Annotated in this window: 21 protein-coding genes and 2 pseudogenes; 18 read left to right on the top strand and 5 right to left on the bottom strand. The window is 71.5% G+C overall.

Going from position 1 to position 24,701, the window contains the following annotated elements; translation table 11 throughout:
- Positions 1-107 precede the first annotated feature (107 nt).
- The 7 genes from ACFWJX_RS24600 (at position 108) to ACFWJX_RS24570 (ending at position 8,026) form a co-directional block, all read left to right on the top strand.
- A complete protein-coding gene (locus tag ACFWJX_RS24600) occupies positions 108-1,301 on the top strand; it encodes an MraY family glycosyltransferase (RefSeq protein WP_383246959.1) in 1,194 nt (397 codons plus the stop codon).
- A 95-nt stretch (positions 1,302-1,396) separates the two neighbouring features.
- Entirely contained in the window at positions 1,397-3,241 is a 1,845-nt protein-coding gene (dnaK, locus tag ACFWJX_RS24595; protein WP_383246956.1) for a molecular chaperone DnaK, read from the top strand.
- The gene (grpE, locus tag ACFWJX_RS24590) at positions 3,238-3,891 is read left to right on the top strand and encodes a nucleotide exchange factor GrpE (protein ID WP_383246953.1); all 654 of its coding nucleotides are present in this window, start codon (positions 3,238-3,240) and stop codon (positions 3,889-3,891) included. Before dnaK ends, grpE begins: the two co-directional genes overlap by 4 nt.
- Before the next feature lie 42 nt (positions 3,892-3,933).
- Positions 3,934-5,118: a molecular chaperone DnaJ gene (gene dnaJ, locus ACFWJX_RS24585; RefSeq protein WP_383246950.1), complete on the top strand. Its 1,185-nt coding sequence runs from the start codon at positions 3,934-3,936 to the stop codon at positions 5,116-5,118.
- Positions 5,119-5,123: 5 nt separating this feature from the next.
- Entirely contained in the window at positions 5,124-5,576 is a 453-nt protein-coding gene (locus ACFWJX_RS24580) for a heat shock protein transcriptional repressor HspR (RefSeq protein WP_383246947.1), read from the top strand.
- Between the two features lie 335 nt (positions 5,577-5,911).
- Positions 5,912-7,015 carry a sugar ABC transporter substrate-binding protein gene (locus ACFWJX_RS24575; RefSeq protein ID WP_383246944.1) on the top strand — a complete coding sequence of 368 codons (1,104 nt, stop codon included), beginning with the start codon at positions 5,912-5,914 and terminating at the stop codon, positions 7,013-7,015.
- A 435-nt stretch (positions 7,016-7,450) separates the two neighbouring features.
- Entirely contained in the window at positions 7,451-8,026 is a 576-nt protein-coding gene (locus tag ACFWJX_RS24570; RefSeq protein ID WP_383246940.1) for a GNAT family N-acetyltransferase, read from the top strand.
- Between the two features lie 18 nt (positions 8,027-8,044).
- Here the strand turns inward: ACFWJX_RS24570 and ACFWJX_RS24565 are convergent.
- Positions 8,045-8,682 (bottom strand): annotated as a pseudogene (locus tag ACFWJX_RS24565) (transglutaminase family protein); the annotation flags it as partial.
- A 346-nt stretch (positions 8,683-9,028) separates the two neighbouring features.
- On the opposite strand from ACFWJX_RS24565, the pseudogene ACFWJX_RS24560 reads away from it, so the two are divergent.
- Positions 9,029-10,061: pseudogene (locus ACFWJX_RS24560) on the top strand (LuxR C-terminal-related transcriptional regulator).
- Here the strand turns inward: ACFWJX_RS24560 and ACFWJX_RS24555 are convergent.
- Together ACFWJX_RS24555 and ACFWJX_RS24550 are read right to left on the bottom strand one after the other, a co-directional pair.
- Entirely contained in the window at positions 10,024-11,007 is a 984-nt protein-coding gene (locus tag ACFWJX_RS24555) for a LuxR C-terminal-related transcriptional regulator (protein WP_383246937.1), read from the bottom strand. The pseudogene ACFWJX_RS24560 and the gene ACFWJX_RS24555 sit on opposite strands and share 38 nt — an antisense overlap.
- Positions 11,004-12,020 carry a helix-turn-helix transcriptional regulator gene (locus tag ACFWJX_RS24550; protein WP_383246934.1) on the bottom strand — a complete coding sequence of 339 codons (1,017 nt, stop codon included), beginning with the start codon at positions 12,018-12,020 and terminating at the stop codon, positions 11,004-11,006. The genes ACFWJX_RS24555 and ACFWJX_RS24550 overlap by 4 nt, the downstream gene beginning before the upstream one ends.
- Before the next feature lie 298 nt (positions 12,021-12,318).
- Here ACFWJX_RS24550 and ACFWJX_RS24545 point away from each other — a divergent pair, with 298 nt between their 5' ends.
- Positions 12,319-12,657, top strand: a complete 339-nt coding sequence (locus ACFWJX_RS24545) for a hypothetical protein (protein WP_383246931.1) — start codon at positions 12,319-12,321, stop codon at positions 12,655-12,657.
- 200 nt (positions 12,658-12,857) lie between these two features.
- Here the strand turns inward: ACFWJX_RS24545 and ACFWJX_RS24540 are convergent, their stop codons facing one another.
- Positions 12,858-13,271 carry a pyridoxamine 5'-phosphate oxidase family protein gene (locus ACFWJX_RS24540; protein WP_383246928.1) on the bottom strand — a complete coding sequence of 138 codons (414 nt, stop codon included), beginning with the start codon at positions 13,269-13,271 and terminating at the stop codon, positions 12,858-12,860.
- Positions 13,272-13,387: 116 nt separating this feature from the next.
- Between ACFWJX_RS24540 and clpB the strand changes: the two genes are divergently transcribed.
- A complete protein-coding gene (gene clpB / locus ACFWJX_RS24535) occupies positions 13,388-15,988 on the top strand; it encodes an ATP-dependent chaperone ClpB (RefSeq protein ID WP_383246926.1) in 2,601 nt (866 codons plus the stop codon).
- A gap of 136 nt (positions 15,989-16,124) precedes the next feature.
- Positions 16,125-16,655 (top strand): YbjN domain-containing protein, encoded by a 531-nt coding sequence (locus tag ACFWJX_RS24530; RefSeq protein ID WP_383246923.1) that lies wholly within the window; start codon positions 16,125-16,127, stop codon positions 16,653-16,655.
- 205 nt (positions 16,656-16,860) lie between these two features.
- On the opposite strand, the gene ACFWJX_RS24525 is transcribed toward ACFWJX_RS24530, so the two are convergent.
- Positions 16,861-18,072, bottom strand: a complete 1,212-nt coding sequence (locus ACFWJX_RS24525; RefSeq protein WP_383246920.1) for a pyridoxal phosphate-dependent aminotransferase — start codon at positions 18,070-18,072, stop codon at positions 16,861-16,863.
- 141 nt (positions 18,073-18,213) lie between these two features.
- On the opposite strand from ACFWJX_RS24525, the gene ACFWJX_RS24520 reads away from it, so the two are divergent.
- The 7 genes from ACFWJX_RS24520 (at position 18,214) to fbaA (ending at position 24,646) form a co-directional block, all read left to right on the top strand.
- Entirely contained in the window at positions 18,214-18,561 is a 348-nt protein-coding gene (locus ACFWJX_RS24520; RefSeq protein ID WP_383246917.1) for a hypothetical protein, read from the top strand.
- A 373-nt stretch (positions 18,562-18,934) separates the two neighbouring features.
- The gene (locus ACFWJX_RS24515; RefSeq protein ID WP_383246915.1) at positions 18,935-19,450 is read left to right on the top strand and encodes a DUF2617 family protein; all 516 of its coding nucleotides are present in this window, start codon (positions 18,935-18,937) and stop codon (positions 19,448-19,450) included.
- A 151-nt stretch (positions 19,451-19,601) separates the two neighbouring features.
- Positions 19,602-21,164, top strand: a complete 1,563-nt coding sequence (locus ACFWJX_RS24510) for a polyamine aminopropyltransferase (RefSeq protein ID WP_383246913.1) — start codon at positions 19,602-19,604, stop codon at positions 21,162-21,164.
- A 91-nt stretch (positions 21,165-21,255) separates the two neighbouring features.
- Complete coding sequence (locus ACFWJX_RS24505; protein WP_383246910.1) at positions 21,256-22,062, top strand: SRPBCC domain-containing protein; 807 nt, start codon at positions 21,256-21,258, stop codon at positions 22,060-22,062.
- Between the two features lie 56 nt (positions 22,063-22,118).
- Positions 22,119-22,907, top strand: a complete 789-nt coding sequence (locus ACFWJX_RS24500; RefSeq protein WP_383246908.1) for an aldose 1-epimerase — start codon at positions 22,119-22,121, stop codon at positions 22,905-22,907.
- 9 nt (positions 22,908-22,916) lie between these two features.
- Entirely contained in the window at positions 22,917-23,468 is a 552-nt protein-coding gene (pyrE, locus tag ACFWJX_RS24495; RefSeq protein ID WP_383246905.1) for an orotate phosphoribosyltransferase, read from the top strand.
- Positions 23,469-23,614: 146 nt separating this feature from the next.
- Complete coding sequence (gene fbaA / locus ACFWJX_RS24490) at positions 23,615-24,646, top strand: class II fructose-bisphosphate aldolase (protein ID WP_383246902.1); 1,032 nt, start codon at positions 23,615-23,617, stop codon at positions 24,644-24,646.
- The last annotated feature ends 55 nt before the right edge of the window (positions 24,647-24,701 follow it).

The raw sequence follows: 24,701 nt of genomic DNA, 5'->3' as shown, positions 1-24,701 counted from the left end.
GAGTGATCTGGATCGCTGAGGGTCACCTCAGGAACGGTGCCGGAACGAGGGAAAATCCGACCGTGTTATTCGTACCAAATGGATACATTTATGACTAATTTATATCCGTGCTCTACGGGATCGTCGCCGCCACCACCGCCCTGCTCCTCGCCGCCGTTCTCGCCGCGCTGCTGCGCGCCCCCGCCCTGCGCCTCGGACTGCTCGACCGGCGGCAGCGGCAGCGACGCGTGCCGCTGTCCGGCGGAGTCGCCGTCGTGCTCGCCACCTGCCTCGTGGTCGTCGCCGGCGACCGGACCGGCTTGGCGCCGCTCGGCGAGGGGATGGGCACGCTGCTCGCCGCCGGCGCAACCGTCGCCGCCCTCGGCCTGGTCGCGGACGCCTGGCGGCTGAAGACCCGGTTCCTCCTGGTCGGTACGGCCGTGGCGGCGGCCTTCGTCGTCCCGTACGGCGACACCGGTGTGCCCGCCGGAGTCGCCGCCGTCGGCTGGATCGCCTGCGTCGCCCTCGCCTTCCGGGCGCTCGACCACGCCGACGGGGTGGCCGGCACCGTCGGGGTCGTCACCGCGTTCGGGGTGGCCGCCTGCGCCGCGGCCGAGGTGATGGACGGTCTCGCGGTGCTGCTGAGCGTGCTCGCAGCCGCGCTGACCGGCTTCCTCATGCACAACTGGCCCCCCGCGCGCGTGGCGCTCGGCGGCTGCGGCGCGATGTTCACCGGCTTCCTGCTCGCCGTGGCGGCCGTCACCACGCGGGCGGGGCAGGACGCGGCGACCGGGGCGGGGGTGCTGTTCGCGCTCACCGCGGTCGCCGTCGCCGACGCCGCACTCGTCGTGCTGGCCCGGCGCACGGCCGGGCGCCCGCTGCTGCGCCGCGGGCCCGACCATCTCGCCCACCGGCTGCGACGGCTCGGCCTCACGCCCGCGGGGGTGACGGTGACCCTCGGTGTGGCCTCCTTCGCGGGGGTCCTCGTGGGGGCGCTGGTGCACACCGGAGTGCTGGGCGCGCGGGCCGTGCTGTGGGTGGCGGGGGGTGTGGTGGTCGTCGTCCTCGTGTTGTGGCGCGTACGCGCGCGCGTACCCGGGCAGGGGCGTGGGGGTCCGGGCGCGCGCGTGGGCCAAGTCGCCCGGGTGGGCCGTGAGGTCTCCCCGCGCCACGGAGTCCGGCCGCGGCGTCAACCCGCGGCCCTCCTGCAGCCCCCTCGGGAGTCGGCGGAGTCCACGGAGCCGGTGGAATCACCCTTGCGGGCATCCCGGCGTATGGCATCCTCGCAGGTCAGCGGGTCCTTGCGTGTAAGGAACGGATAAGAGTTGAGTCCGCCCGACTCAGGTCTGTTGACCCAGGGGTGAGTCTCGTGCACACTTGAGTCTGTTCCACTCAAGTCAGCTGGAGGAAGATCACCATGGCACGTGCGGTCGGCATCGACCTGGGCACAACCAACTCCGTCGTCAGCGTTCTGGAGGGCGGCGAGCCCACCGTCATCACCAACGCCGAGGGTGCCAGGACCACGCCGTCCGTCGTCGCCTTCGCGAAGAACGGCGAGGTGCTGGTCGGCGAGGTGGCGAAGCGTCAGGCGGTCACGAACGTGGACCGGACCATCCGTTCGGTGAAGCGGCACATGGGCACCGACTGGAAGATCCAGCTCGACGGCAAGGACTTCAACCCGCAGCAGATCTCCGCGTTCATCCTGCAGAAGCTGAAGCGGGACGCCGAGGCCTACCTGGGCGAGAAGGTGACCGACGCGGTCATCACCGTCCCGGCGTACTTCAACGACTCCGAGCGCCAGGCGACGAAGGAAGCCGGCGAGATCGCCGGTCTCAACGTCCTTCGCATCGTCAACGAGCCCACAGCGGCCGCGCTCGCGTACGGCCTCGACAAGGACGACCAGACGATCCTCGTCTTCGACCTCGGTGGCGGCACCTTCGACGTGTCCCTCCTGGAGATCGGTGACGGCGTCGTCGAGGTGAAGGCGACCAACGGCGACAACCACCTCGGTGGTGACGACTGGGACCAGCGTGTCGTCGACTACCTGGTGCAGCAGTTCAAGTCCGGTCATGGCGTGGACCTCGCCAAGGACAAGATGGCCCTCCAGCGCCTCCGCGAGGCCGCCGAGAAGGCCAAGATCGAGCTGTCCTCGTCCACCGAGACCTCGATCAACCTGCCGTACATCACGGCGTCCGCCGAGGGCCCGCTGCACCTGGACGAGAAGCTCACGCGCGCTCAGTTCCAGCAGCTGACCGCGGACCTGCTGGAGCGCTGCAAGACGCCGTTCCACAACGTCATCAAGGACGCCGGCATCAACCTCTCCGAGATCGATCACGTCGTTCTCGTCGGTGGCTCCACCCGTATGCCCGCCGTCGCCGAGCTCGTCAAGGAGCTGACCGGCGGCAACGAGGCCAACAAGGGTGTCAACCCGGACGAGGTCGTCGCCATCGGCGCCGTGCTCCAGGCCGGTGTCCTCAAGGGTGAGGTCAAGGACGTCCTGCTCCTCGACGTCACCCCGCTGTCCCTCGGTATCGAGACCAAGGGCGGCATCATGACCAAGCTCATCGAGCGGAACACGACGATCCCGACCAAGCGGTCCGAGATCTTCACCACCGCCGAGGACAACCAGCCTTCGGTCCAGATCCAGGTCTACCAGGGCGAGCGCGAGATCGCGGCGTACAACAAGAAGCTCGGGATGTTCGAGCTGACCGGTCTGCCGCCGGCCCCGCGCGGCGTCCCGCAGATCGAGGTCGCCTTCGACATCGACGCCAACGGCATCATGCACGTCACGGCCAAGGACCTCGGCACCGGCAAGGAGCAGAAGATGACCGTCACCGGCGGCTCCTCGCTGCCGAAGGACGAGGTCGACCGCATGCGCCAGGAGGCCGAGAAGTACGCGGAGGAGGACCACGCCCGCCGCGAGGCCGCCGAGGCCCGCAACCAGGGCGAGCAACTCGTCTACCAGACCGAGAAATTCCTCAAGGACAACGAGGACAAGGTCCCGGGTGAGATCAAGACCGAGGTCGAGTCCGCGATCGGCGAGCTGAAGGAAGCCCTCAAGGGCGAGGACACCGCCGAGATCCGCACCGCCACCGAGAAGGTCGCGGCCGTCTCCCAGAAGCTGGGCCAGGCCATGTACGCCGACGCCCAGGCCGGTCAGGCCGCCGGTGGCGAGGCTCCGGGCGCCGGTGGCAAGGCCGCCGACGACGACGTGGTGGACGCCGAGATCGTGGACGACGAGCGCAAGGACGGTGCCGCGTGACGGAGGAGACCCCGGGCTTCGAGGAGAAGCCCGACGTCCCCTCCGGCGCCACCCCTGAAGACGCCGAGCCGAAGGCCGACTCCTCCGCCGCGGCGGAGGAGTCGGCCCCGGCCGGGGACGCGAACCAGACAGCGGCACTGGTGGCCCAGCTGGACCAGGCCCGCAAGGCGCTCGACGAGCGCACGGCGGACCTCCAGCGGCTCCAGGCCGAGTTCCAGAACTACCGCCGCCGGGTCGAGCGGGACCGGGTCGCGGTCAAGGAGATCGCCGTCGCGAACCTCCTGACCGAACTCCTGCCCGTGCTCGACGACATCGGCCGCGCGCGGGAACACGGCGAACTCGTCGGCGGGTTCAAGTCCGTCGCCGAGTCGCTGGAGACCGTCGCGGCGAAGATGGGCCTCCAGCAGTTCGGCAAGGAGGGCGAGCCCTTCGACCCGACGATCCACGAGGCGCTGATGCACAGCTACGCCCCGGACGTCACCGAGACGACGTGCGTGGCGATCCTCCAGCCCGGGTACCGGATCGGCGAGCGCACCATTCGCCCCGCGCGCGTGGCCGTCGCCGAGCCCCAGCCCGGCGCGCAGGCCGTCAAGGCCGACGAGGCGGAGGCCGGCGACGACAAGGAGAGCGGTGGCCCGGACGAGGGCTGAGCTTGAACGGATGAGTCCGATGGGGAAGGAGGGACGTCGAGGATGAGCACCAAGGACTTCATCGAGAAGGACTACTACAAGGTCCTCGGCGTCCCCAAGGACGCCACCGAGGCCGAGATCAAGAAGGCGTACCGGAAGCTCGCCCGCGAGTTCCACCCGGACGCCAACACCGGCAACGCCAAGGCCGAGGAGCGCTTCAAGGAGATCTCCGAGGCGAACGACATCCTCGGCGACCCCAAGAAGCGCAAGGAGTACGACGAGGCACGCGCCCTCTTCGGCAACGGCGGCTTCCGCCCGGGGCCCGGCGCGGGCGGCGGCTCCTTCAACTTCGACCTGGGCGACCTCTTCGGGGGTGCCCAGGGCGGCGGTGGCGGACAGGCCGGCGGCTTCGGCGGCGGACTCGGCGACGTCTTCGGCGGGCTGTTCAACCGCGGCGGCACGGGCACGGGCACCCGTACCCAGCCCCGGCGCGGCCAGGACATCGACACCGAGGTCACCCTGACCTTCACGGAAGCCATCGAGGGCGCCACGGTTCCGCTGCGCATGTCCTCGCAGTCCCCGTGCAAGGCCTGCTCCGGCACCGGCGACAAGAACGGCACGCCGCGCGTGTGCCCGACCTGCGTCGGCACCGGCCAGGTGGCACGGGGCACGGGCGGCGGGTTCTCGCTGACCGACCCCTGCCCGGACTGCAAGGGCCGCGGTCTGATCGCCGAGCACCCGTGCATGGAGTGCAAGGGCAGCGGCCGCGCCAAGTCCTCCCGCACCATGCAGGTCCGCATCCCGGCGGGCGTCACCGACGGGCAGCGCATCCGGCTGCGCGGCAAGGGAGCGCCCGGTGAGCGCGGGGGGCCGGCCGGCGATCTGTATGTGCTCGTCCATGTCGACGCGCACCCGGTCTTCGGCCGCAAGGACGACAACCTCACGGTGACCGTGCCGGTGACGTTCACGGAGGCCGCCCTCGGCGGAGAGATCAGGGTGCCCACGCTGGGCGGCCCGTCCCTGACGCTGAAGCTCCCGCCCGGCACGCCCAACGGGCGCACCATGAGGGCGCGCGGCAAGGGCGCGGTCCGCAAGGACGGCACCCGCGGCGATCTGCTGGTCACCGTCGAGGTAAGTGTTCCCAAGGACCTGTCGGGGAAGGCTCGTGACGCACTGGAGGCGTATCGCGAGGCGACCGCGGACGAGGATCCGCGGGCGGAGCTGTTCGAGGCAGCGAAGGGAGCTTGAGAGTGATGGACGGCCGTCGGCGCAATCCGTATGAACTGACCCAGGAGACCCCGGTCTACGTCATCTCGGTGGCGGCCCAGCTCTCCGGCCTGCACCCGCAGACCCTGCGTCAGTACGACCGTCTGGGCCTGGTGTCCCCGGACCGCACCGCCGGCCGGGGCCGCCGCTACTCGGCCCGCGACATCGAACTGCTGCGCACCGTCCAGCAGTTGTCGCAGGACGAGGGCATCAACCTGGCGGGCATCAAGCGGATCATCGAGCTGGAGAACCAGGTCCTGGCCCTCCAGTCCCGCATCGCGGAACTGGAGTCGGCGCTGGACGGCGCGGCGACGGCCATGCAGCAGCGCGAGGCCGCGGTGCACGCGTCCTACCGACGCGACCTGGTGCCGTACCAGGAGGTCCAGCAGACCAGCGCCCTGGTGGTGTGGCGGCCGAAGCGGCAGCAGTCCTCGGACTGACGACGCGACAGCAGGTGTGACAGGTGAAGGGGCCCGGAGGTTGATCCTCCGGGCCCCTTCACGTACCCGCCTCGGCCCGCGCCGGGGTCGCCGTCGGCCGGGGAACCCTGCCAGGAGGGGGACGTGAACTCCTGTTGCGTGGAGGGCCTGTAAAGAGTGTTCGGAGAGGTTTCCGTCTCGTCTCCATGTGTCTTCACGTGCTAAGCGGAGGGTGATGTTGTCACTTCGTTAAGTAGTACGGCTTGACGCCGGTGGGCGCCGCCGCGTTGGCTTTTGAGCCACCTGGGTCAACATGTCGCACCCATGTCCGGAACGCACCTGAAGTGAGCCCTCGAATGCGTCGTATCGCCATAGCCGTGGCTGCCTCCACGATGTCCCTCTCGCTCGCCGGATGCGGGATGCTGAGCGCGACGGAGGACAGCGGCGAAGCGACGCCGACGAAGAGCAACGACATCACCGTCGGCGTGCTGATGCCGGAGAGGACGAACACCCGTTACGAGGAGTTCGACTACCCCATCATCAAGGCGAAGGTCGCCTCCCTCACCAGCAACAAGGGCAAGACCGAGTACGCCAACGCGGACGCCAAGAGCTCGACGCAGGTGACCCAGATGGAGCGGATGATCGACGAGAGGGTCGACATCATCCTGCTCGACGCCGTCGACTCGCACGCCATCGCGGACACCGTGAAGAAGGCCAAGGACGCCGGTATCCCGGTCATCGCCTACGACCGGCTGGCCGAGGGCCCGATCGACGCGTACGTCTCCTTCGACAACGAGCTGGTCGGCGAGGTGCAGGGCCGCACGCTGGTGGAGGCCCTGGACGGCGCCAGCACCGCCGACAAGATCGTCATGATGAACGGCTCGCCCACCGACCCGAACGCCAAGCAGTTCAAGGACGGCGCGATGTCGGAGCTGAGCGGCCGGGTGACGATCTCCGAGTCCTTCGACACCAAGGACTGGAGCCCGGAGGTCGCCCAGTCCAACATGGCCGGGGCGATCGAGAAGATCGGCAAGGGCAACATCGCGGCCGTCTACTCCGCCAACGACGCCATGGCCGGCGGCATCATCAAGGCCCTGCGCGCGGCGGGCGTCGAGGAACTGCCGCCGATCACCGGCCAGGACGCGGAACTGCCCGCGGTGCAGCGGATCATCAGCGGCGAGCAGTACATGAGTGTGTACAAGCCCTACCCGCAGATGGCCGAGGCGGCCGCGGAGATGGCCGTCGCGAAGGTCCAGGGGCGCGGTATCGAGTTCGACTCCCTGACCCGCGACAAGGTCGACAGCCCCACCGACAAGGAGATCCCGGCCCAGCTGGTGACCGTGGTGGCGCTGACGAAGAAGAACATCAAGGAGACCGTCATCGCGGACGGCATCTACAAGGCGTCCGACATCTGCACCGCCAAGTACGCCGCCGCCTGCCAGGCCCTCAAGCTGAACTGAGCGGGGCGCGCCGGTACCGGTCGGCAGGAGGCCCGTACGTCGAGCCGGTCGGTCACGGTCGCGTGGGCGAAGCCGGCCCACGCGCCGTCGGGTTCGACGAGGGAGCGGGCGTACGCCTGCGCCACAGTCGGAGCAGGGGGCGGTACTCGGCGGCGGCGAGCCAGGTCCGGACCCGCTCGGCCTGTCGCGGCCGGTCCGGGATCGCGAGTTCGTCGGTGCGGGCGCGGGTGCGGGCGCGGGCCGGCCGGGCTTCTACGAGCCTGTCCCTGGCGCCGGACAGGAACATCGGGACGCGGAGGCCGGAGCCGACGGCGGCGGTCGGCGGGGGCGGCGCCAGCCCGGCGCCACTCGAACGAGAGCCCTAGCCTGGAGCCACTGAAACTGTCGTGTCAGTGGCGGGCCGACGGTGTCGCCGCCGAGCCGGGGAGCGTGCCCATGCCGCAGCGAGCCGAGCGGCGAGACCGACCGCGGGACCAGCGGCCGGACCGGCCGTCCCGCGTTCTCGTGCGCCGGGCCGACCGGCCGGGTGACCTCGGCTGGGTAGTGATGATCCACGGCGAGGTCTACGACCGGCAGTTCGGCTGGAACGCCGAGTTCGAGGCGCTGGTGGCCAGGATCGTCGCCGACTACGCCGGCGGGCACGATCCGGCCCGGGAGGCGGCCTGGATCGCGGAGGTCGACGGGGAGCGCGCGGGCTGTGTCTTCCTGGTCGCCGACGACGAGCCGGGCGTGGCGCGGCTGCGCATCCTGCTCGTCACGGAGGCCGCCCGGGGGCTCGGCCTCGGCACCCGCCTGGTCGAGGAGTGCCTGGCCTTCGCCCGCGCGGCCGGCTACCGGAGCGTGACGCTGTGGACCAACGACGTTCTGGTGTCCGCGCGCAGGATCTACCGGAACGTCGGCTTCACCCTCGTCGACGAGGAACCCCACCACAGCTTCGGCCACGACCTCGTGGGCCAGAACTGGGTCCTGGACCTCGGAGCCGGCCGAGAGGACCCCGCGCGAGGCGCCTGAGCGGCTCCTGCGCCGCGTTCACACCACCCGGGTGAACTCCACCGTCACCTCCGGCGGGCCGCCCGCCACGCCCCGGTGGATGCCCTTGTGCGGGGTGTCGTGGTCGCGGCTCCGGCCGACCACCACGTGGGACTCGTCGGCGCGGGTGCGGTCGGTGGGGCCGTAGCCGTACCAGTCGTCCGCCCAGTACTCGCGACCCGGGCGGTGGAGTTCGGCTCGCGCTCGTGCTGGAGGCGGCCGGAGAGGTACCGGGTGGGCGGGCCCAGGGCCGCGCAGGAGGGCGATGGTGCGGTGGGTCAGGTCCTGGCGGACGCCCGCGCCCTGCTCCCAGGCCTCGGCGGCCGAGGTGTCCACGCTCGTGACGCCGGCAGATCGGCCACCGGTCGGCGACCAGGGCCGACACGGCGGTCGCCGTCCCGTGCGGGTCGAGGCCCGCCGTGGCCTTCCGGGCCTTCTGCAGCAGCTCGGCGGGGCCGTCGTACGGGGCGTCGGGTGCGCGGACTCCAGCAGGCGGGAGTTGGCGCTCCGCGCGGTCGCGTCCGGCGGGGTGGCCTCCACCAGGCTCGACGCGGTGACGGTGAGGTCCGCGTGAGGCTCCGTCAGCTCGAAGCCGTCGTCTGGCCGGGCAGGGTGAGCGGGGTCATGCGGACCTCGTCGTCGCCCGGCCGCTCGAACATCTCGTCCCACACATCGGCCGACGCGTCGAACACGTCCGCCATGAGGGGACGTCAGATGCGGGACGGGGTGCGGCGGTCACTCGGGGGTTTCCGGAGCGTACGGGCGTGCGAGCACGCGGACGGGTTGCCGCCGGGCGCACGCGGGGAGCATCAGCTTGTTGCAGGCGTGCGGGGCGGAGGCCGGGAGGAACCCGCGGAAATGGGCGGAACTCCAGGGGGTCGCGGGGAGGAGCCGTGTTGCGGAGCCGGTCCGGGGCCGCGCATAGTTGCGCTGCGGAAAACGCGGACGACGCGCGACACGCGGACAGCGGGGGTGGGATGGGCGATGGCCGGGCACGGGGCGGAGGAGCATCCTCACGGTGCTGACCGACTGTGCGAGGCCGGGGACCGCGTGTACTCCCGGGCCGTGCGGCGGGGCCGGGTGTCGCGCCTGGACGCCGAGCCGGTGCCCTGCCTGCTGGACCTCGCCCTGCTCCACCCCGACCCCGACGACATGGACTGGCTGGTCCCGACCTCCCCGCAGGAGGTCATGACCCGGCTGCTGCACGGGCTCTACGACGAGGTGACCGCCAGCCGGCAGCGGATGGGCTCGGCCGTCGCCGCCTTCGAGTGGTACGCCGGACTGGGCGGGCCCGCGCCGGGCACGGCGGCCGGGGAAGGCGTGGCGATCCGGGTCCTGGACGGCGCCTCCCGTATCCAGGCCGCCCTCGACGAGGCCACCGAGGCGTGCACCACCGAGGTGCTGACGGTGCAGCCCGGCGGCATCCGGCGCGAGCACGAACTGTCCGAGGGACTGCACCGGGCGCTCGCCCTGCGCGGGCGGGGCGTACGGATGCGGGACCTCTACAACCATGTGGCCCGGCACGGCCAGGGCCTGCTCAACTACCTGGAGCTGTTGGGCGACGCGGTCGAGGCCCGCACCCTCGACGAGGTCATCGACCGGCTGATCCTCTTCGACCGCACGGTCGCCTTCATCCCCGCCAACGCCGACCGCACGATGGCGCTGGAGCTGCGCCACCCGGCCCTGGTCGGCTACCTGGGCACGGTGTTCGAACGGCTGTGGCGGCTGGCGGTCCCGCTGACCGCCCCGCTGCCCGACACCCGCATCGAGGGCGTCTCCCACCGCGAGCAGTCCATCGCGGCGCTGCTGGCGGAGGGACACCAGGACGCGGTCATCGCCGAACGCCTCGGCATCAGCGTGCGGACCTGCCGCGCGCACATCGCCCGCCTCTCGGAGACGCTCGGCGCGGCCAGCCGTACCCAGCTCGGCGTGCGGATCGCGCAGGTCGGCCTGGACGTGCCGCTCGGCGCGGACGCCGCTCAGCCCTCCGGGTCGAGGATCCCCGAGCGCCCGATGAGGTAGCCGAGCTGTGCGCGGCTCTCGCTGCCGAGGATGGCGGCGAGTTTGGCGATGTGCACCCGCGCCGTACGGACGTTCATGCCGAGGCGGTCGGCGATGACGGCGTCGGTGTGGCCCTCGACGAGGAGCGCGGCGATGGCGCGCTGGCGTGGGGTGACGCCGTTCAGGGTGGGCTGGGTGACCGTCTCCGGGAACATGGGCGTGGCCAGCCGCCACAGGCGGTCGAAGGTGGTGCCCAGGTAGTCCACCAGCGCGGGGAGCCGGATCTCCAGGGCGAGGGTGCGGTCCTTGACGGCCGGGATGAAGGCCACACTGCGGTCGATGACCAGCAGACGCTCCGTCACCTCGTCGAGGGACCGGGCCTCCACGTCCCCGTGCAGCCGGTCGTAGCGGGCGAGCACGGTGGGGGCGTGGCGGGTGGTGTGCTGGTAGAGGGTGCGGATACGGCCGCCGCGGTCCAGGAATGCCTGGTCGCGGTCCAGGGCCTGGCCGTGGATGTCGCGGGGCGGTCCCGCGTGGCTGGCGTGCGGCTGGATGGCGAGCACCTCCCGCGAGGCCTCCGCCATGGTCCTGGTGATGACCGAGTTGATCCGGTCGAGCCCGCTCAGCATGTGGATCTCACCGGTGCCGGTGGCGTCGCCGTCCGGTGCGGCGAGGGCGAGCAGCGGTTCGAACGCCTCGGCCAGCCGGGTCTCCCGCCGGCGGTGGGCGGCGATGTCCTCGGCGACGGTGCGCAGCAGCCGGGGCAGGGCGACGGCCGGCGGCACCGGGAGCAGCCGGTCCGGGTCCCGGTGGTCCGGGCGGAGCAGCCCGGCGTGGACGGCACACGGCGGCGAGGCGGCCTCCGGCGCGGGGGCGTGGCCGGACCGCAGGGCGCGCGCGTACAGGTCCAGGGCCGCCTCGCAGGGCTCGTCCGGGCCGTGGCTGTGGACGGGCGCCGTCATCCGTCGGTGTCCTGCTCGAGGAGTCCCGACTGGGCGATGAGGAAGCCGAGCTGGGCCCGGCTGCCGCTGCCGAGGATCGCCGCGAGCTTGGCGATGTGGGCGCGGCAGGTGCGTACGTTCATGCCGAGGCGGCGGGCGATGGCCTCGTCGACATGGCCCTCGACCAGCAGCTTGGCGATGGAGTGCTGGATCTCGGTGATGCCGTCGGGGGCCGTCTCGTAGGGGGCGCCGGTGGTGAGCGGGACGGCGCGGTCCCAGAGGAACTCGAAGACCTTGATCAGGTAGCGCACCAGGCCCGGGTGGCGCAGCTCCAGGGCGACCTGCTGGTCCTCGCGGGCGGGGACGAAGGCGACCGTCTCGTCGCAGATGATCAGGCGGTCGACCACCTCGTCGATGGTGCGGTACTCGGCCTTCCCGTCGGAGAGCCGGGCGGTGTAGGCGAGCTTCTCGGGGCTGTAGCGGGCGGTGTGCTGGTAGAGCGTGCGGATGCGGACCCCGCGGTCGAGCAGCGGCCGGTCGCGTTCCAGGCCCTGGGTGAGGCTGCGCTCCGGGCGGTTGCCGCTGGGCTGGATGGCGAGCACTTCCGACTGGCACTGTGAGGTGGCGAGGTTGAGCGCCGCGTTGATCCGGGCGCCGCCCTCCAGCACGGTGATGGAGTCCGCGTGTGCGGCCGTCTGGACGCTGAGCGCCATGAACGGTTCGAACACCTCGGACAGCTGGACGGACACGCGCCTGCGCTCGGCGATCTCGTGTTCGATCGGGTTGAGCCGTTGGGCGAGCGCGAGGGCCGGTGGGATGGGGCGCAGCCACTCGGGGTCGTCGGGGTCGGGGTGCAGGAGGGCGAATTCCACCAGGCAGGGAGCCGATTCCACGGCGGATCGGGCGACGCGTCCGGTCCGCAATGCGCTTGCGTAGAGTCGGCTGCCCTCCTCGCACAGTTCGGCCATCGCATGGGGATGTGCCCTATTAGCCCGATTCGTTGTCAAATCTCCACCCCCCAGGGTCCTGAACATGCAGGAACATGATGCATTGATTGTGTGGCCATGACGTGTCCGAATGAGCCATCGTCTTATCCGACGGGGGAAGAGGGACTTCACGTGAGGACGAAGCCGACTATGCGTAAGAGATTGCTTCGCAGGGCGCTTGTCGCCGCCTTCTCCGCCGTTGCGGCTGTCGGAGTACTGGGTGGCCTCTCGAGCGAGAAGAGCGAGGTCCGGGCGGACACCGCCTGGCCCGCAGTGGCCGTCTCCGGTCCTACCGCCTCCGGCGACATCCTGCCGGCGGCCGGGACGGGCACGGAGAGGAGTTGACGTGACCACCCCGCCCGACGACCGCTCCTTCCGCCGCGAGATGGCCACGGCCTACCGCTCGGGCTGGCACTTCATCGACCTGGTCACCGCCATCCCCCACAGTGGTGACTCGTTGATGGTGACGGTGTTCGGGGAGCCGGTCGTCGTGACGCGGGACGAGGAGGACGACGTGCGCGCGTACCGGTGTCTGCGCAAACCCCGAGGAGCCCCCCAGCCCGTGCGGTGTGCCATCCGGTACGGAATGATCTTCGTCAACCTCGATCAGCGGGACCACCAACTGGCGGAGTCGGCGAGTCCGGCCGCCCCCAGGACCATCTCAGCCACCCCCCGCAGTGCCTGACGCGATTCCCCCGTCGTAACAGATCGCTCAGGTGCTTCCCCCCGGCAGCGGCGTCACCGTGACCTGAACACGGTGACGCCGCTGTCGTTTGTGGTGACATTTCCTGTTATGGGGCCTCTGCGAGGTGGCCGGAAACCGCCGGTGTCGGTCAGGTCACCCGGCCTGCCGTCGACCCGTCGACCCGTCGTCCGCGGACGCGGTCACCCCCGGCCCATCGCCCGCGTCAGCTCGATCTCGATCACCACGCGCGTGGGATTGGGGCGCGGTGCCCGGCCGTAGCGCTCCACGTAGCGGCGTTCCGCCTCCGCCACCCGGTCCGGCTCCGCGTGGACGAAGGCCCGGCCCTCCAGCGTGGCCCAGCGCCGTCCGTCCACCTGGCAGACCGCGACCCGGGCGCCCTCCGTGCCCGCCGCCAGCACGTTCCCCACCTTGGTGCTCGCCTTGTCCGCGATCACCCGGGCGAGCCGGCCCTCGGGGTCGTACGTCACTCCGACGGGAACCACGTGCGGCGAGCCGTCGGGGCGTGGTGTGGTCAGGGTGCACAGGTGTCTTTCGCGCCAGAAATCGCGGTACGGCGCGTCGGGAGCGCCCGGGTCCTGGGGGTATGCGGCCATGGTCGGAACCTAGTACCCGTGGGACTCCCGGACCCAACCTTGAGTGGAATAGACTCAAGTTTGTGTACGCTGACAGAGTCAGTGATGACGGCTGACGCAAGGAGGAGACAGCGAACGTGGACGCAGAGCTGACCAACCGGAGCCGGGAAGCCATCCAGACCGCCGGCAACCGCGCCCTGTCCGAAGGGCACCCCGACCTCACCCCGGCACACCTGCTCCTCGCACTGCTCCAGGGGCAGGACAACGAGAACATCGTCGATCTGCTCGCCGCCGTCGACGCCGACCAGGCCGCCGTGCGCGCGGGCGCCGAGAAGGTGCTCGGCTCGCTGCCCAGCGTGGCCGGGTCCACCGTGGCGCCCCCGCAGCCCAACCGCGAGCTGCTCGCCGTGATCGCGCACGCCCAGGGCGTCGCCCAGGACCTCGGCGACGAGTACCTCTCCACCGAACACCTGCTCATCGGGACCGCCGCGAAGGGCGGCCGGGCCGGCGAGGTGCTCGACCGGCAGGGGGCCACCGCGAAGAAGCTGCTGGACGCCTTCCGCAAGGCCCGCGGCGGACGCCGGGTGACCAGCGCCGACCCCGAGGGGCAGTACAAGGCCCTGGAGAAGTTCGGCACCGACTTCACCGCCGCCGCCCGCGAGGGCAAGCTCGACCCGGTCATCGGCCGGGACACCGAGATCCGGCGGGTCGTCCAGGTGCTGTCCCGTCGTACGAAGAACAACCCGGTCCTCATCGGTGAGCCCGGCGTCGGCAAGACCGCCGTCGTCGAGGGGCTCGCCCAGCGGATCGTGAAGGGGGACGTGCCCGAGTCCCTCAAGAACAAGCGGCTCGTCTCGCTCGACCTCGGGGCCATGGTCGCCGGGGCCAAGTACCGCGGCGAGTTCGAGGAGCGGCTGAAGACCGTCCTCGCCGAGATCAAGGCGTCCGACGGGCAGATCATCACCTTCATCGACGAGCTGCACACCGTCGTGGGCGCCGGCGCGGGCGGCGACTCCTCGATGGACGCGGGCAACATGCTGAAGCCGATGCTCGCCCGCGGTGAGCTGCGCATGGTCGGCGCGACGACCCTGGACGAGTACCGCGAGCGGATCGAGAAGGACGCGGCACTGGAGCGGCGCTTCCAGCAGGTGCTGGTCGCCGAACCGTCCGTCGAGGACACCATCGCGATCCTGCGCGGCCTCAAGGGGCGGTACGAGGCCCACCACAAGGTCCAGATCGCCGACAGCGCGCTGGTCGCCGCGGCCACCCTGTCCGACCGGTACATCACCTCCCGCTTCCTGCCCGACAAGGCCATCGACCTCGTCGACGAGGCGGCCTCCCGGCTGCGCATGGAGATCGACTCGTCCCCCGTCGAGATCGACGAACTCCAGCGCGCCGTCGACCGGTTGAAGATGGAGGAGCTGGCCCTCGACAAGGAGACCGACCCCGCCTCCCGCGAGCGCCTGGAGAAGCTGCGCCGCGACCTCGCCGACAAGGAGGAGGAGCTGCGCGGCCTCAACGCCCGCTGGGAGAAGGAGAAGCAGTCCCTCAACCGGGTCGGTGAGCTGAAGGAGAGGCTCGACGACCTGCGTGGCCAGGCCGAACGGGCGCAGCGCGACGGCGACTTCGACACCGCCAGCAAGCTGCTGTACGGCGAGATCCCGGCCCTGGAGCGCGACCTCGAGGCCGCGTCCGAGGCCGAGGAGGAGGCCGCCAGGGACACCATGGTCAAGGACGAGGTCGGCTCCGACGACATCGCCGACGTCGTCGCCTCCTGGACCGGCATCCCGGCCGGCCGCCTCCTGGAGGGCGAGACGCAGAAGCTGCTGCGCATGGAGGACGAGCTGGGCAAGCGGCTCATCGGCCAGGGCGAGGCCGTCCGGGCCGTCTCCGACGCCGTACGCCGCTCGCGGGCCGGCATCGCCGACCCCGACCGTCCGACCGGCTCCTTCCTCTTCCTCGGCCCGACCGGTGTCGGCAAGACCGAGCTGGCCAAGGCGCTCGCCGACTTCCTCTTCGACGACGAGCGGGCCATGATCCGCATCGACATGTCGGAGTACGGCGAGAAGCACAGCGTCGCCCGGCTCGTCGGAGCCCCGCCCGGCTACATCGGCTACGAGGAGGGCGGCCAGCTCACCGAGGCCGTCCGGCGCAGGCCGTACAGCGTGGTGCTGCTCGACGAGGTCGAGAAGGCGCACCCGGAGGTCTTCGACATCCTGCTCCAGGTGCTCGACGACGGACGGCTCACCGACGGACAGGGCCGCACGGTCGACTTCCGCAACACCATCCTGGTGCTGACCTCCAACCTGGGCAGCCAGTACCTGGTCGACCCGCTCTCCACCGAGGCGGAGAAGAAGGAACAGGTCCTGGAGGTGGTCCGGGCCTCCTTCAAGCCGGAGTTCCTCAACCGGCTCGACGACCTGGTGGTCTTCTCCGCGCTGAACAAGGAGGAGCTGGCCCGGATCGCGCGGCTCCAGGTCGACCGGCTCGCCAAGCGGCTGGCCGAGCGGCGGCTCACCCTGGAGGTCACCGAGGCGGCCCTCACCTGGCTCGCCGACGAGGGCAACGACCCGGCGTACGGCGCCCGGCCGCTGCGCCGCCTCGTCCAGACCGCGATCGGCGACCGCCTCGCCAAGGAGATCCTCGCGGGCGAGGTCAAGGACGGCGACACGGTCCGGGTGGACGCCTTCGGAGATGGCCTGATCGTGGGCCCCGCGGCGTCCGGAAAGACCCTCTGACCGGGGCGTCCGGCCCTCCGGCCGCACGCCCTGAGCGGAATTCCGCCAACCCGAGGTGAACCCTGAGGGGCGGGGGTTGCCACCACCCGCCCCGCATGGGGGAGGATGGCGGGATCCGTACGAAGGGAAAATCACGGTGACCATCGACCCGTCCTCGATTCCGAACTTCGGGGGCCAGCCCGAGCCGCAGCCCCAGGGACCGGCGGGCCCCGTCGTTCCGGATCAGGACCTCGTGAAGCAGCTCCTCGACCAGATGGAGCTGAAGTACGTCGTCGACGACGAGGGTGACCTCGCGGCGCCGTGGGAGGAATTCCGTACGTACTTCATGTTCCGCGGCGAGGGCGACCAGGCGGTCTACTCGGTGCGGACGTTCTTCGACCGGCCCCACCAGATCGACGAGAAGCCCCAGCTGCTGGAGGCCATCGACGACTGGAACCGCCGCACCCTGTGGCCCAAGGTCTACACGCACACCCACGACGACGGCACCGTCCGCCTCATCGGCGAGACGCAGATGCTGATCGGCGCCGGCGTCAACCTCGAGTTCTTCGTCTCCTCGACGGTGAGCTGGGTGCGCGCCGCGATCGAGTTCGACAAGTGGCTCGTGGAGCAGCTGGGCCTGGAGCCGGCCTCCTCCGAGGAGGCGGACAAGCCCGCGGACGACGAGTAGCACGCCCCAGGCGAAGGAGAGCCCGGCCAGGGCCGCGACCCCAGAGGTCACGAGCCACGGCCGGGCTCTCGCCGTGGGGGCCGGTGCGACGGAGTTACCCACAGCCTGTGGACACGCGAAGCGCTTCGGGAAACCCTCGCCGCTCCGGAAAGTACGTGCCGGGCGCGGGCGGCCCCGAGGGCGCGGCCCGGCCTGGACAGGGTGCCTACGCCGCCAGCGCCTTCAGGCGCTTCGTCGCCTCCTCCAGCACCGTCCTCCGCTTGCAGAAGGCGAAGCGGACGAAGGGAGTGCCGGCTTCTCGGTGGTCGTAGAAGACCGCGTTGGGGATGGCCACGACGCCCGCGCGTTCCGGGAGGGACCGGCAGAAGGCGAAGCCGTCGCCCTTTTCGGAGAGCACAGGGCCGAGGGGGCGGATGTCGGTGGTGATGAAGTAGGTGCCCGCCGGGCGGTAGACCGCGAAGCCCGCCTCCGTGAGGCCCGCCGCCAGCAGGTCCCGCTTGGTCAGCATGTCCGCGCGGAACTCGTCGAAGTAGGTGTCGGGGAGGGCCAGCGCCTCGGCGACGGCGTACTGGAACGGGCCGGACGACACGTACGTCAGGTACTGCTTCGCCGAGCGCACCGCCGAGACCAGGCCGGGCGCCGCCGTCACCCAGCCGACCTTCCAGCCCGTGAACGAGAACGTCTTGCCGGCGCTGCCGATCGTGACCGTCCGGTCCCGCATCCCCGGCAGCGTGGCCAGCGGTACGTGCTCGGCCTCGTCGAAGACCAGGTGCTCGTAGACCTCGTCGGTGACGACGAGCAGGTCCCGCTCCACCGCCAGCTCGGCGACCGCGGTCAGCTCCTCGCGGGTCAGGACCGTGCCGGTCGGGTTGTGCGGGGTGTTGATCAGGAGGAGACGCGTGCGGTCGGTCACCGCGTCGCGCAGCTCGTCGAGGTCGAGGCGGAACCGGGCCTGCTCGGGGTCCGGCCGCAGCGTCACCGGCACCCGTGCCGCGCCCGCCATGGCGATGCAGGCGGCGTAGGAGTCGTAGTACGGCTCCAGGGCGACGACCTCGTCCCCCGGCTCCAGCAGGGCCAGCAGGGTGGCCGCGATGGCCTCCGTGGCGCCCGCGGTGACCAGGACCTCCGTATCCGGGTCGAACGCCAGGCCGTACCGGCGGCGCTGATGCGCGGCGATCGCCGTCCGCAGCTCCGGAACGCCGGGACCCGGCGGGTACTGGTTCCCGCGCCCGTCCCGCAACGCCCGTACGGCCGCCTCGCGGACCTCCTCGGGCCCGTCCGTGTCCGGGAACCCCTGACCGAGATTGATGGACCCGGTCCGCAGGGCCAGCGCGGACATCTCGGCGAAGATCGTCGTCCCGAACTCGGCGAGACGGCGGTTGAGGAAGGGGCGTGCGGTGGAGGTCATGCCCGTCATCCTGCGCCGAAGCTCTGGACTTCCTCAAGTGTGCTTTGGCAGGTGAGACAGGCGGGCATCCCCTGTTCACGCACCGGTCACACCGGTACGCGAGGCGCCCACGGGGGGCCGCTTCGGGGGATTCGGAAGGAGGGTGACGTCATGGTTGTCGGCATCATCCTGGCGGTACTCGCAGTCTTCGCGGCGGTGGCGATCGTGCTCACCGCCGTCCACAGGAGCAGCACCTCCTACCGGGGATCGTCCCGGTCGGGCTCACGGTCGGGTGCCCGCTCGCGCAGAGCCGGCAGCAGCGGCGGCAGCAGCGGGGACAGCACCGGCGGCAGCTGGTGGGTCGCCGGGGGCGGGGCCGCCGTGGCGTGCAGCTCCTCCAGCGACTCGGGCAGCGGTTCGGGCGGCGACTCCGGCGGAGGTCACTCGGGCGGCGGTCACTCCTGCGGCGGCGGCTCGTCCTGCGGGGGAGGAGGCGGCGGATGCGGCGGAGGCAGCTGACACGGGGCAGCTGAGCTCCCTCGGGGAGCCGCATCCGGGCCGCGGGTCGCCCCCTGACCGAGGGCGCCCCGCGGTCGCACCATGTCCGGCGGTGGGGCGCACGGGAGTGTGTCGGAACCACACGGCGCACGCCGAGGTTGAACAGTTGAGCTGTGCAGCCCTCTGAGGGATGGAAACCCCACGAAGTTGGGTAAAAACGCTGTGGCGTCGCCACAGTCCATGATTCCCTCTACATCACCAACGCAGCCCCTCGGACCCCTCGGACGTCCCGCGCGGACGCCCTCCCCACGCCGGGCCGGCCGGGGCCGACCCCTCGGAATCACCGGGGTGCGCCGGACCTTCCCTCTTCTTTGCGTCCTTGCGGAGCCGAGTCATGCTCACGACCCTGAACACCTCCTACACCGACACGTGTGCGGCCGACCTGGCCTGGGCCCTGGGGCGTGAGCCCCTGCCCGCCCTGGCCACGCTGGGCCTCGAAATGTCGGGCGCCAAGCTCGAGTTGAGACTGCTCGGCGCCTCGCACCAGGTACTGCTGGAGGAGGAGCAGGACTCCTGTTCCGAGACGGTCGCGTGCCTCCCGGGCAGCAGCACCCCCCTCCCGCTCGGCGTGGCCAAGCGGGTGGGCGACTGGGAGTACGAGTTCGCGGCCCGCGTCGAGGTCCTGACACCGGGCCAGTTCGCGGGCCGGGCCCAGGAACTGCTGGCCCTGGTCTCCGACCATCCGCACGGCCTCGCGGGCGTCTTCCCGGGCAGCCCGCACGCCTTCACGGCCCTGCTCGCACAGCGCCACGAGGGCTATGTGCACTGGCGGACCTGGCACGCCTACCCACAGGACGGACAACTGGTGGCGACGAGGACGCGGGTGGGCGCCCGAGTGCCGACGAGCTGAACCGCCCTCAGCCGAGCCGCCCTCAGCCGAACCGCGCTCACTCGAGCCGCCCTCGGCCGGACGACTCTCAAACGCACGGCACCTGGCGGACGCCGATTTCCACACGTGTGGGTGACGAAGCGTTCCGTACTCGTGACGTAACGTCGCAGTCGTGATCGAACCGCACGCACCGGCCGAGCCCGGCGCGACGCCCGGTGCCCCGCCCGCCGCCCCGCCCGGCGTTGCGCACCGGCAGGGTCCCGCGCGGCTGCCCGTCCGGCCGGACACCGGGCGGTTCCTGGTCCTCGCGTGCGTGTTCGTCTGCGCGGCCTGCGGTCTCGTGTACGAACTCGAACTGGTCGCCCTCGCCTCGTACTTGATGGGCGATTCGGTCACCCAGGCCTCCGTCGTGCTGTCCGTCATGGTCTTCGCGATGGGCATCGGCTCGCTCGCCGCCAAACGGCTGCGCCGCCTCGCGGCCGCCGGCTTCGCCGCCGTCGAGGTGACCCTCGCCCTGATCGGCGGGTGCAGCGCGATGGCCCTGTACGCCGTGTTCGCCTGGACGGGCGACTGGGGCGGCCTGTGGGCGAACGGCCCGCGCGTCCTGCTCGTCGTCTTCTGCCTCGCCATCGGCCTGCTCATCGGCGCCGAGGTCCCCCTGCTGATGGAGCTGATCCAGCGGGTCCGCCGCCAGGACGCGGGCGGCGCGGTCGCCGACCTCTTCGCCGCGGACTACGTGGGCGCGCTGGTCGGCGGCCTGGCGTTCCCGTTCCTGCTGCTGCCCTTCGTGGGCCAGCTGACCAGCTCCCTGCTGATCGGCGCGGTCAATGTGATCGCCGGGGGCGCCCTCGTCCTCGGCCTGTTCCGCGGCGACCTCACCCGCCGCACCCGCTGCCTCGTCCTCGTCGCGAACGTCACCGTCCTGGCCGTACTGGCCTCCACCGCCGTCCTCGTCGACGACTTCGAACGAGCGGCGCGCAACGCGGTCTACGGCGACGACGTCCGGGTCGCCCTGCACACCGGCGTCCAGGAGGTCGTCCTCACCGGCGGCACCCACGGCCGCCCCCTCGCCCTCTACCTCGACGGCCGGCTCCGCGGCGGCGGCCACGACCAGATCCGCTACCGCCAGGCCCTGGTCCGCCCCGCGATGAACGGCGCCCACGCGCGCGTGCTCGTCCTCGGCGGCGGTGACGGACTGGCCGCCCGCGAGGTCCTCGCCCGCCCCGGCACCCACCGCGTCGACATCGTCGACCTCGACCCCGCCCTGGTCCGGCTGGCCCGCACCGACCCCGGGCTCTCCCGCCTCAACGGCCACGCCATCGACGACCCGCGCGTCCGTGTCACCGTCGCCGACGCCTTCCGCCGCCTGCGCGAGACCCCGCCGGGCACCTACGACGTGGTGATCGCCGACCTCCCCGACCCCGGCATCACCGCCAGCACGAAGCTGTACTCCCAGGAGTTCTACGGCCTCGCCCGCCGCGCCCTGCGCCCCGGCGGCCGGCTCGCGGTCCACGCCGGCCCCGTCGACACCCGGCCGCACGCCTTCTGGACCGTCGAGACGACGATGCGCGCTGCGGGCCTGCGCACCGCCCCCTACCGGGCCCGGGGCGACTGGGGCTTCGTCCTGGCCGCGACCGCGGCCCGCCCCGACCTCCGCCTCGGAGCCGGCGAGCGGCCGCTGCCGGCGGGGCCGACGGGGATGCGGGCCTCCACCCTGGTGCACCCGCGCTACTGAGCGCGCAGGGTACGCCTGGCCGGTGCGCGGGCGACGGCAATCCAGGTTTCGGCGGGTGCTTTCGCGGACGCGCTGGGTAGGCTCCGCCCTTATGGAGCATGAGGTGTTCGTTCCGGTTCCGGCAGAGCGGCTGCGGGCGGCCCTCGCCGACCCCGCGCAGGTGGCCCGAGCGCTCCCCGGTTTCCAGCAGGACGCCGGCACCGAGCCCGTCGCGGGCCGGCTGAAGCTGCGCGTCGGCGGCCACACCATCACCTACCGCGGCACCCTGCGCGTCACCGCCCGCGAGGACGGCGGGTACGCCGTCGAGGGCGACGCCACCGAGGCCCGCGGCTCCGGCACGGTCAAACTCTCGCTCACGCTGGGGCTGCGGGAGACCGACGGGGCCAGCACGCTCCGCATCGGGGGTACGGCGACGGCGGACGGCCGCATCGCGGAGCTGCCGGCGGACGCCGTGGACGCCGCGGCCGTACGCCTCCTGGACCGGTGGGCGGCGAACCTCGGGGCGGAGACCGCGGCCGACGAACCTCCTGCCGCCGCCACCGTGTTCGAGACCGAGATCCCCCCGCCGGGGCCCGACGGACTCGATTCCGTGAACGGTTCGGTGGACGCGGACGACCTGGATGACATCGACGAGCTGGACCCTGTCGACGCCGTCGAGGCCGTCGCGGGGTTCCCGGACCCCGGTGTGCCCCCGGCCGAGGCCGCGCACGCGCGTCGCACGATGATCGGGCGCAGCGCGGAGGAGGTGGACCACGCCCCGCCGCGCGGCCGGTACGCCCCGGTCCCGGCCCCGCAGACCGTCGCCCGGGACAACGCCCTGCGCTGGGCCGCCCCCGCGGCCGCGCTGGCCGTGGCGTCGGCGATCGTGGTCGGACGGGCGCTGCGGCGACGCCGGTGACCTGAACGCACCGGTGACACCCGGCGCCCCCTTGATCGCCTCGGTAGGGTCGTCCCGTGAGTGACGAAGACTTCACGCTGACCGCGGGAGACGCGGAGGTGACCGTCCGGCCCGGCAACGGCGGGCGGATCGGAGGGCTGCGCGTCGGCGGAGCGGAACTGCTGCGGCAGGGCGAACGGTTCGGGTGCTTCCCGATGGTGCCCTGGTGCGGGCGGATCAGGGACGGCCGCTTCCGGGACGGGGCGGACATCCGCCAGATGCCGCTCAACTCCCCGCCGCACGCCATCCACGGCACGGTCCGCGACGGCGCCTGGAAGGTGGCCCGCAGGTCGGCCGACGAGGCGGTCCTGACGTACGACCTGGTCGACCCCTGGCCCTATCCCGGCCGGGTCACGCAGATCGTGGCGCTGACCGGGGACGCGCTGACGCTGTCCATGGCGGTGGAGACGCACGGCTCGTCGTTCCCGGCACAGATCGGCTGGCACCCCTGGTTCAACCGGAACCTGGGCGGCGAGGACGTGCGGGTCGCCTTCGATCCCGCCTGGCAGGAGGAGCGCGGCGAGGACCATCTGCCGACCGGCAACCGCGTCGAGCCGAAGCCCGGCCCCTGGGACGACTGCTTCGGCATGCCCGACGGCGTCTCCGTCGCCCTCACCTGGCCGGGCCGGCTCCGGCTGGACGTGACGAGCCCGGAGAAGTGGGTCGTCGTCTACGACGAGCAGGAGACCGCCGTGTGCGTGGAACCGCAGACCGGCCCGCCCAACGGCCTGAACACCCTCCCGCGCCTGGTCACACCGCTGGAGCCGCTGGAGGCCACGACCACCTGGCGCTGGACCCGCCTCTAAGCTGAGGGCATGACGACGGACGTACGCGGCGCACTGCTGCAGCAGATCAAGGACAAGGCCGTGGTGCACGGCAAGGTGACCCTTTCCTCGGGTCTGGAGGCCGACTACTACGTCGACCTGCGCCGCGTCACCCTCGACGGCGAGGCCGCCCCGCTGGTCGGTCAGGTGCTGCTCGACCTGACCGCCGAGTTGGACTTCGACGCCGTGGGCGGGCTGACCATGGGCGCCGACCCGGTCGCCGGGGCCATGCTGCACGCCGCCGCCGCACGGGGCCGCACGCTGGACGCCTTCGTCGTCCGCAAGGCGGCGAAGGCGCACGGGATGCAGCGGCGCGTCGAGGGTCCTGACATCAAGGGCCGCCGGGTCCTGGTCGTCGAGGACACCTCGACCACCGGCGGGTCGCCGCTGACCGCCGTGGAGGCCGTGCGGGAGGCGGGCGCCGAGGTGGTGGGCGTCGCGACGATCGTGGACCGGGCGACCGGTGCCGCGGAGAAGATCCAGGAGGGTGCGGGCGTGCCGTACCTGTTCGCCTTCTCGAAGGATGAACTGGGTCTGGACTGACGAGCCGGTACGACCTGGACCTGACCGGCGCATGGACCGATCGCGCATGTCTGGAAAGATGGGCACGACGATGACGTCGCACCCAAGGTCTAGGTCAGGGCCGTAAGTACGCAGAACGCCAACCCGCACACCCAAGGAGCGGACGAATGCCCATCGCAACCCCCGAGGTCTACAACGAGATGCTCGACCGGGCGAAGGCAGGCAAGTTCGCCTACCCGGCCATCAACGTCACCTCGACCCAGACCCTGCACGCGGCACTGCGCGGCTTCGCGGAGGCGGAGAGCGACGGCATCATCCAGATCTCCACGGGTGGCGCCGAGTTCCTGGGCGGCCAGTACAGCAAGGACATGGTGACGGGCGCCGTCGCCCTCGCCGAGTTCGCGCACATCGTCGCCGAGAAGTACCCGGTCACGGTCGCCCTGCACACCGACCACTGCCCGAAGGACAAGCTCGACGGGTACGTACGTCCGCTGCTGGAGATCTCCCGCAAGCGCGTCGAGGCCGGTCTGGGCCCGCTGTTCCAGTCCCACATGTGGGACGGCTCCGCCGAGACCCTCGCCGACAACCTCTCCATCGCGCAGGAGCTGCTGGAGAAGGCGCGCGCCGCGAACATCATCCTCGAGGTCGAGATCACCCCGACCGGCGGCGAGGAGGACGGCGTCTCGCACGAGATCAACGACTCGCTGTACACGACGGTCGACGACGCGCTCCGCACCGCCGAGGCCCTCGGCCTGGGCGAGAAGGGCCGCTACCTGCTCGCCGCGTCGTTCGGCAACGTGCACGGCGTGTACAAGCCGGGCAACGTCGTGCTCCGCCCCGACCTGCTGAAGGAGCTGAACGACGGCGTCGCGGCCAAGTACGGCCAGGCGGCCGGCTCGCAGCCGTTCGACTTCGTCTTCCACGGCGGCTCCGGCTCCTCCGCGGAGGAGATCGCGACCGCGCTGGAGAACGGCGTCGTCAAGATGAACCTCGACACGGACACGCAGTACGCCTTCACGCGTCCCGTCGTCGACCACATGTTCAGGAACTACGACGGCGTCCTGAAGGTCGACGGCGAGGTCGGCTCCAAGAAGACCTACGACCCGCGGACCTGGGGCAAGCTGGCCGAGGCGGGCATGGCGGCGCGGGTCGTCGAGGCCACGCAGAACCTGCGCTCGGCGGGTACGAGGATCAAGTAGCGGACGCCGGCCGGTCGGGGGTCTCCCCGGCAGGCGGTTCCGTTCACGGTGAGCC

It is taken from the genome of Streptomyces sp. NPDC058335, assembly GCF_042723915.1.
Classification (GTDB): domain Bacteria; phylum Actinomycetota; class Actinomycetes; order Streptomycetales; family Streptomycetaceae; genus Streptomyces.
The sequence above is the reverse complement of the archived record's forward strand: the minus strand, read 5'-3'. Positions and strand labels throughout refer to the sequence as shown.

Bases quoted from the DNA above. Each gene is read 5' to 3' on its own strand.
- dnaK (WP_383246956.1), top strand. From the start codon at position 1,397: ATGGCACGTGCGGTCGGCATCGACCTGGGCACAACCAACTCCGTCGTC.
- dnaJ (WP_383246950.1), top strand. From the start codon at position 3,934: ATGAGCACCAAGGACTTCATCGAGAAGGACTACTACAAGGTCCTCGGC.
- ACFWJX_RS24580 (WP_383246947.1), top strand. From the start codon at position 5,124: ATGGACGGCCGTCGGCGCAATCCGTATGAACTGACCCAGGAGACCCCG.
- ACFWJX_RS24575 (WP_383246944.1), top strand. From the start codon at position 5,912: ATGCGTCGTATCGCCATAGCCGTGGCTGCCTCCACGATGTCCCTCTCG.
- ACFWJX_RS24570 (WP_383246940.1), top strand. From the start codon at position 7,451: ATGCCGCAGCGAGCCGAGCGGCGAGACCGACCGCGGGACCAGCGGCCG.
- ACFWJX_RS24555 (WP_383246937.1), bottom strand. From the start codon at position 11,007: ATGACGGCGCCCGTCCACAGCCACGGCCCGGACGAGCCCTGCGAGGCG.
- ACFWJX_RS24550 (WP_383246934.1), bottom strand. From the start codon at position 12,020: ATGTTCAGGACCCTGGGGGGTGGAGATTTGACAACGAATCGGGCTAAT.
- ACFWJX_RS24540 (WP_383246928.1), bottom strand. From the start codon at position 13,271: ATGGCCGCATACCCCCAGGACCCGGGCGCTCCCGACGCGCCGTACCGC.
- ACFWJX_RS24525 (WP_383246920.1), bottom strand. From the start codon at position 18,072: ATGACGGGCATGACCTCCACCGCACGCCCCTTCCTCAACCGCCGTCTC.
- ACFWJX_RS24520 (WP_383246917.1), top strand. From the start codon at position 18,214: ATGGTTGTCGGCATCATCCTGGCGGTACTCGCAGTCTTCGCGGCGGTG.
- ACFWJX_RS24515 (WP_383246915.1), top strand. From the start codon at position 18,935: ATGCTCACGACCCTGAACACCTCCTACACCGACACGTGTGCGGCCGAC.
- ACFWJX_RS24505 (WP_383246910.1), top strand. From the start codon at position 21,256: ATGGAGCATGAGGTGTTCGTTCCGGTTCCGGCAGAGCGGCTGCGGGCG.
- pyrE (WP_383246905.1), top strand. From the start codon at position 22,917: ATGACGACGGACGTACGCGGCGCACTGCTGCAGCAGATCAAGGACAAG.
- fbaA (WP_383246902.1), top strand. From the start codon at position 23,615: ATGCCCATCGCAACCCCCGAGGTCTACAACGAGATGCTCGACCGGGCG.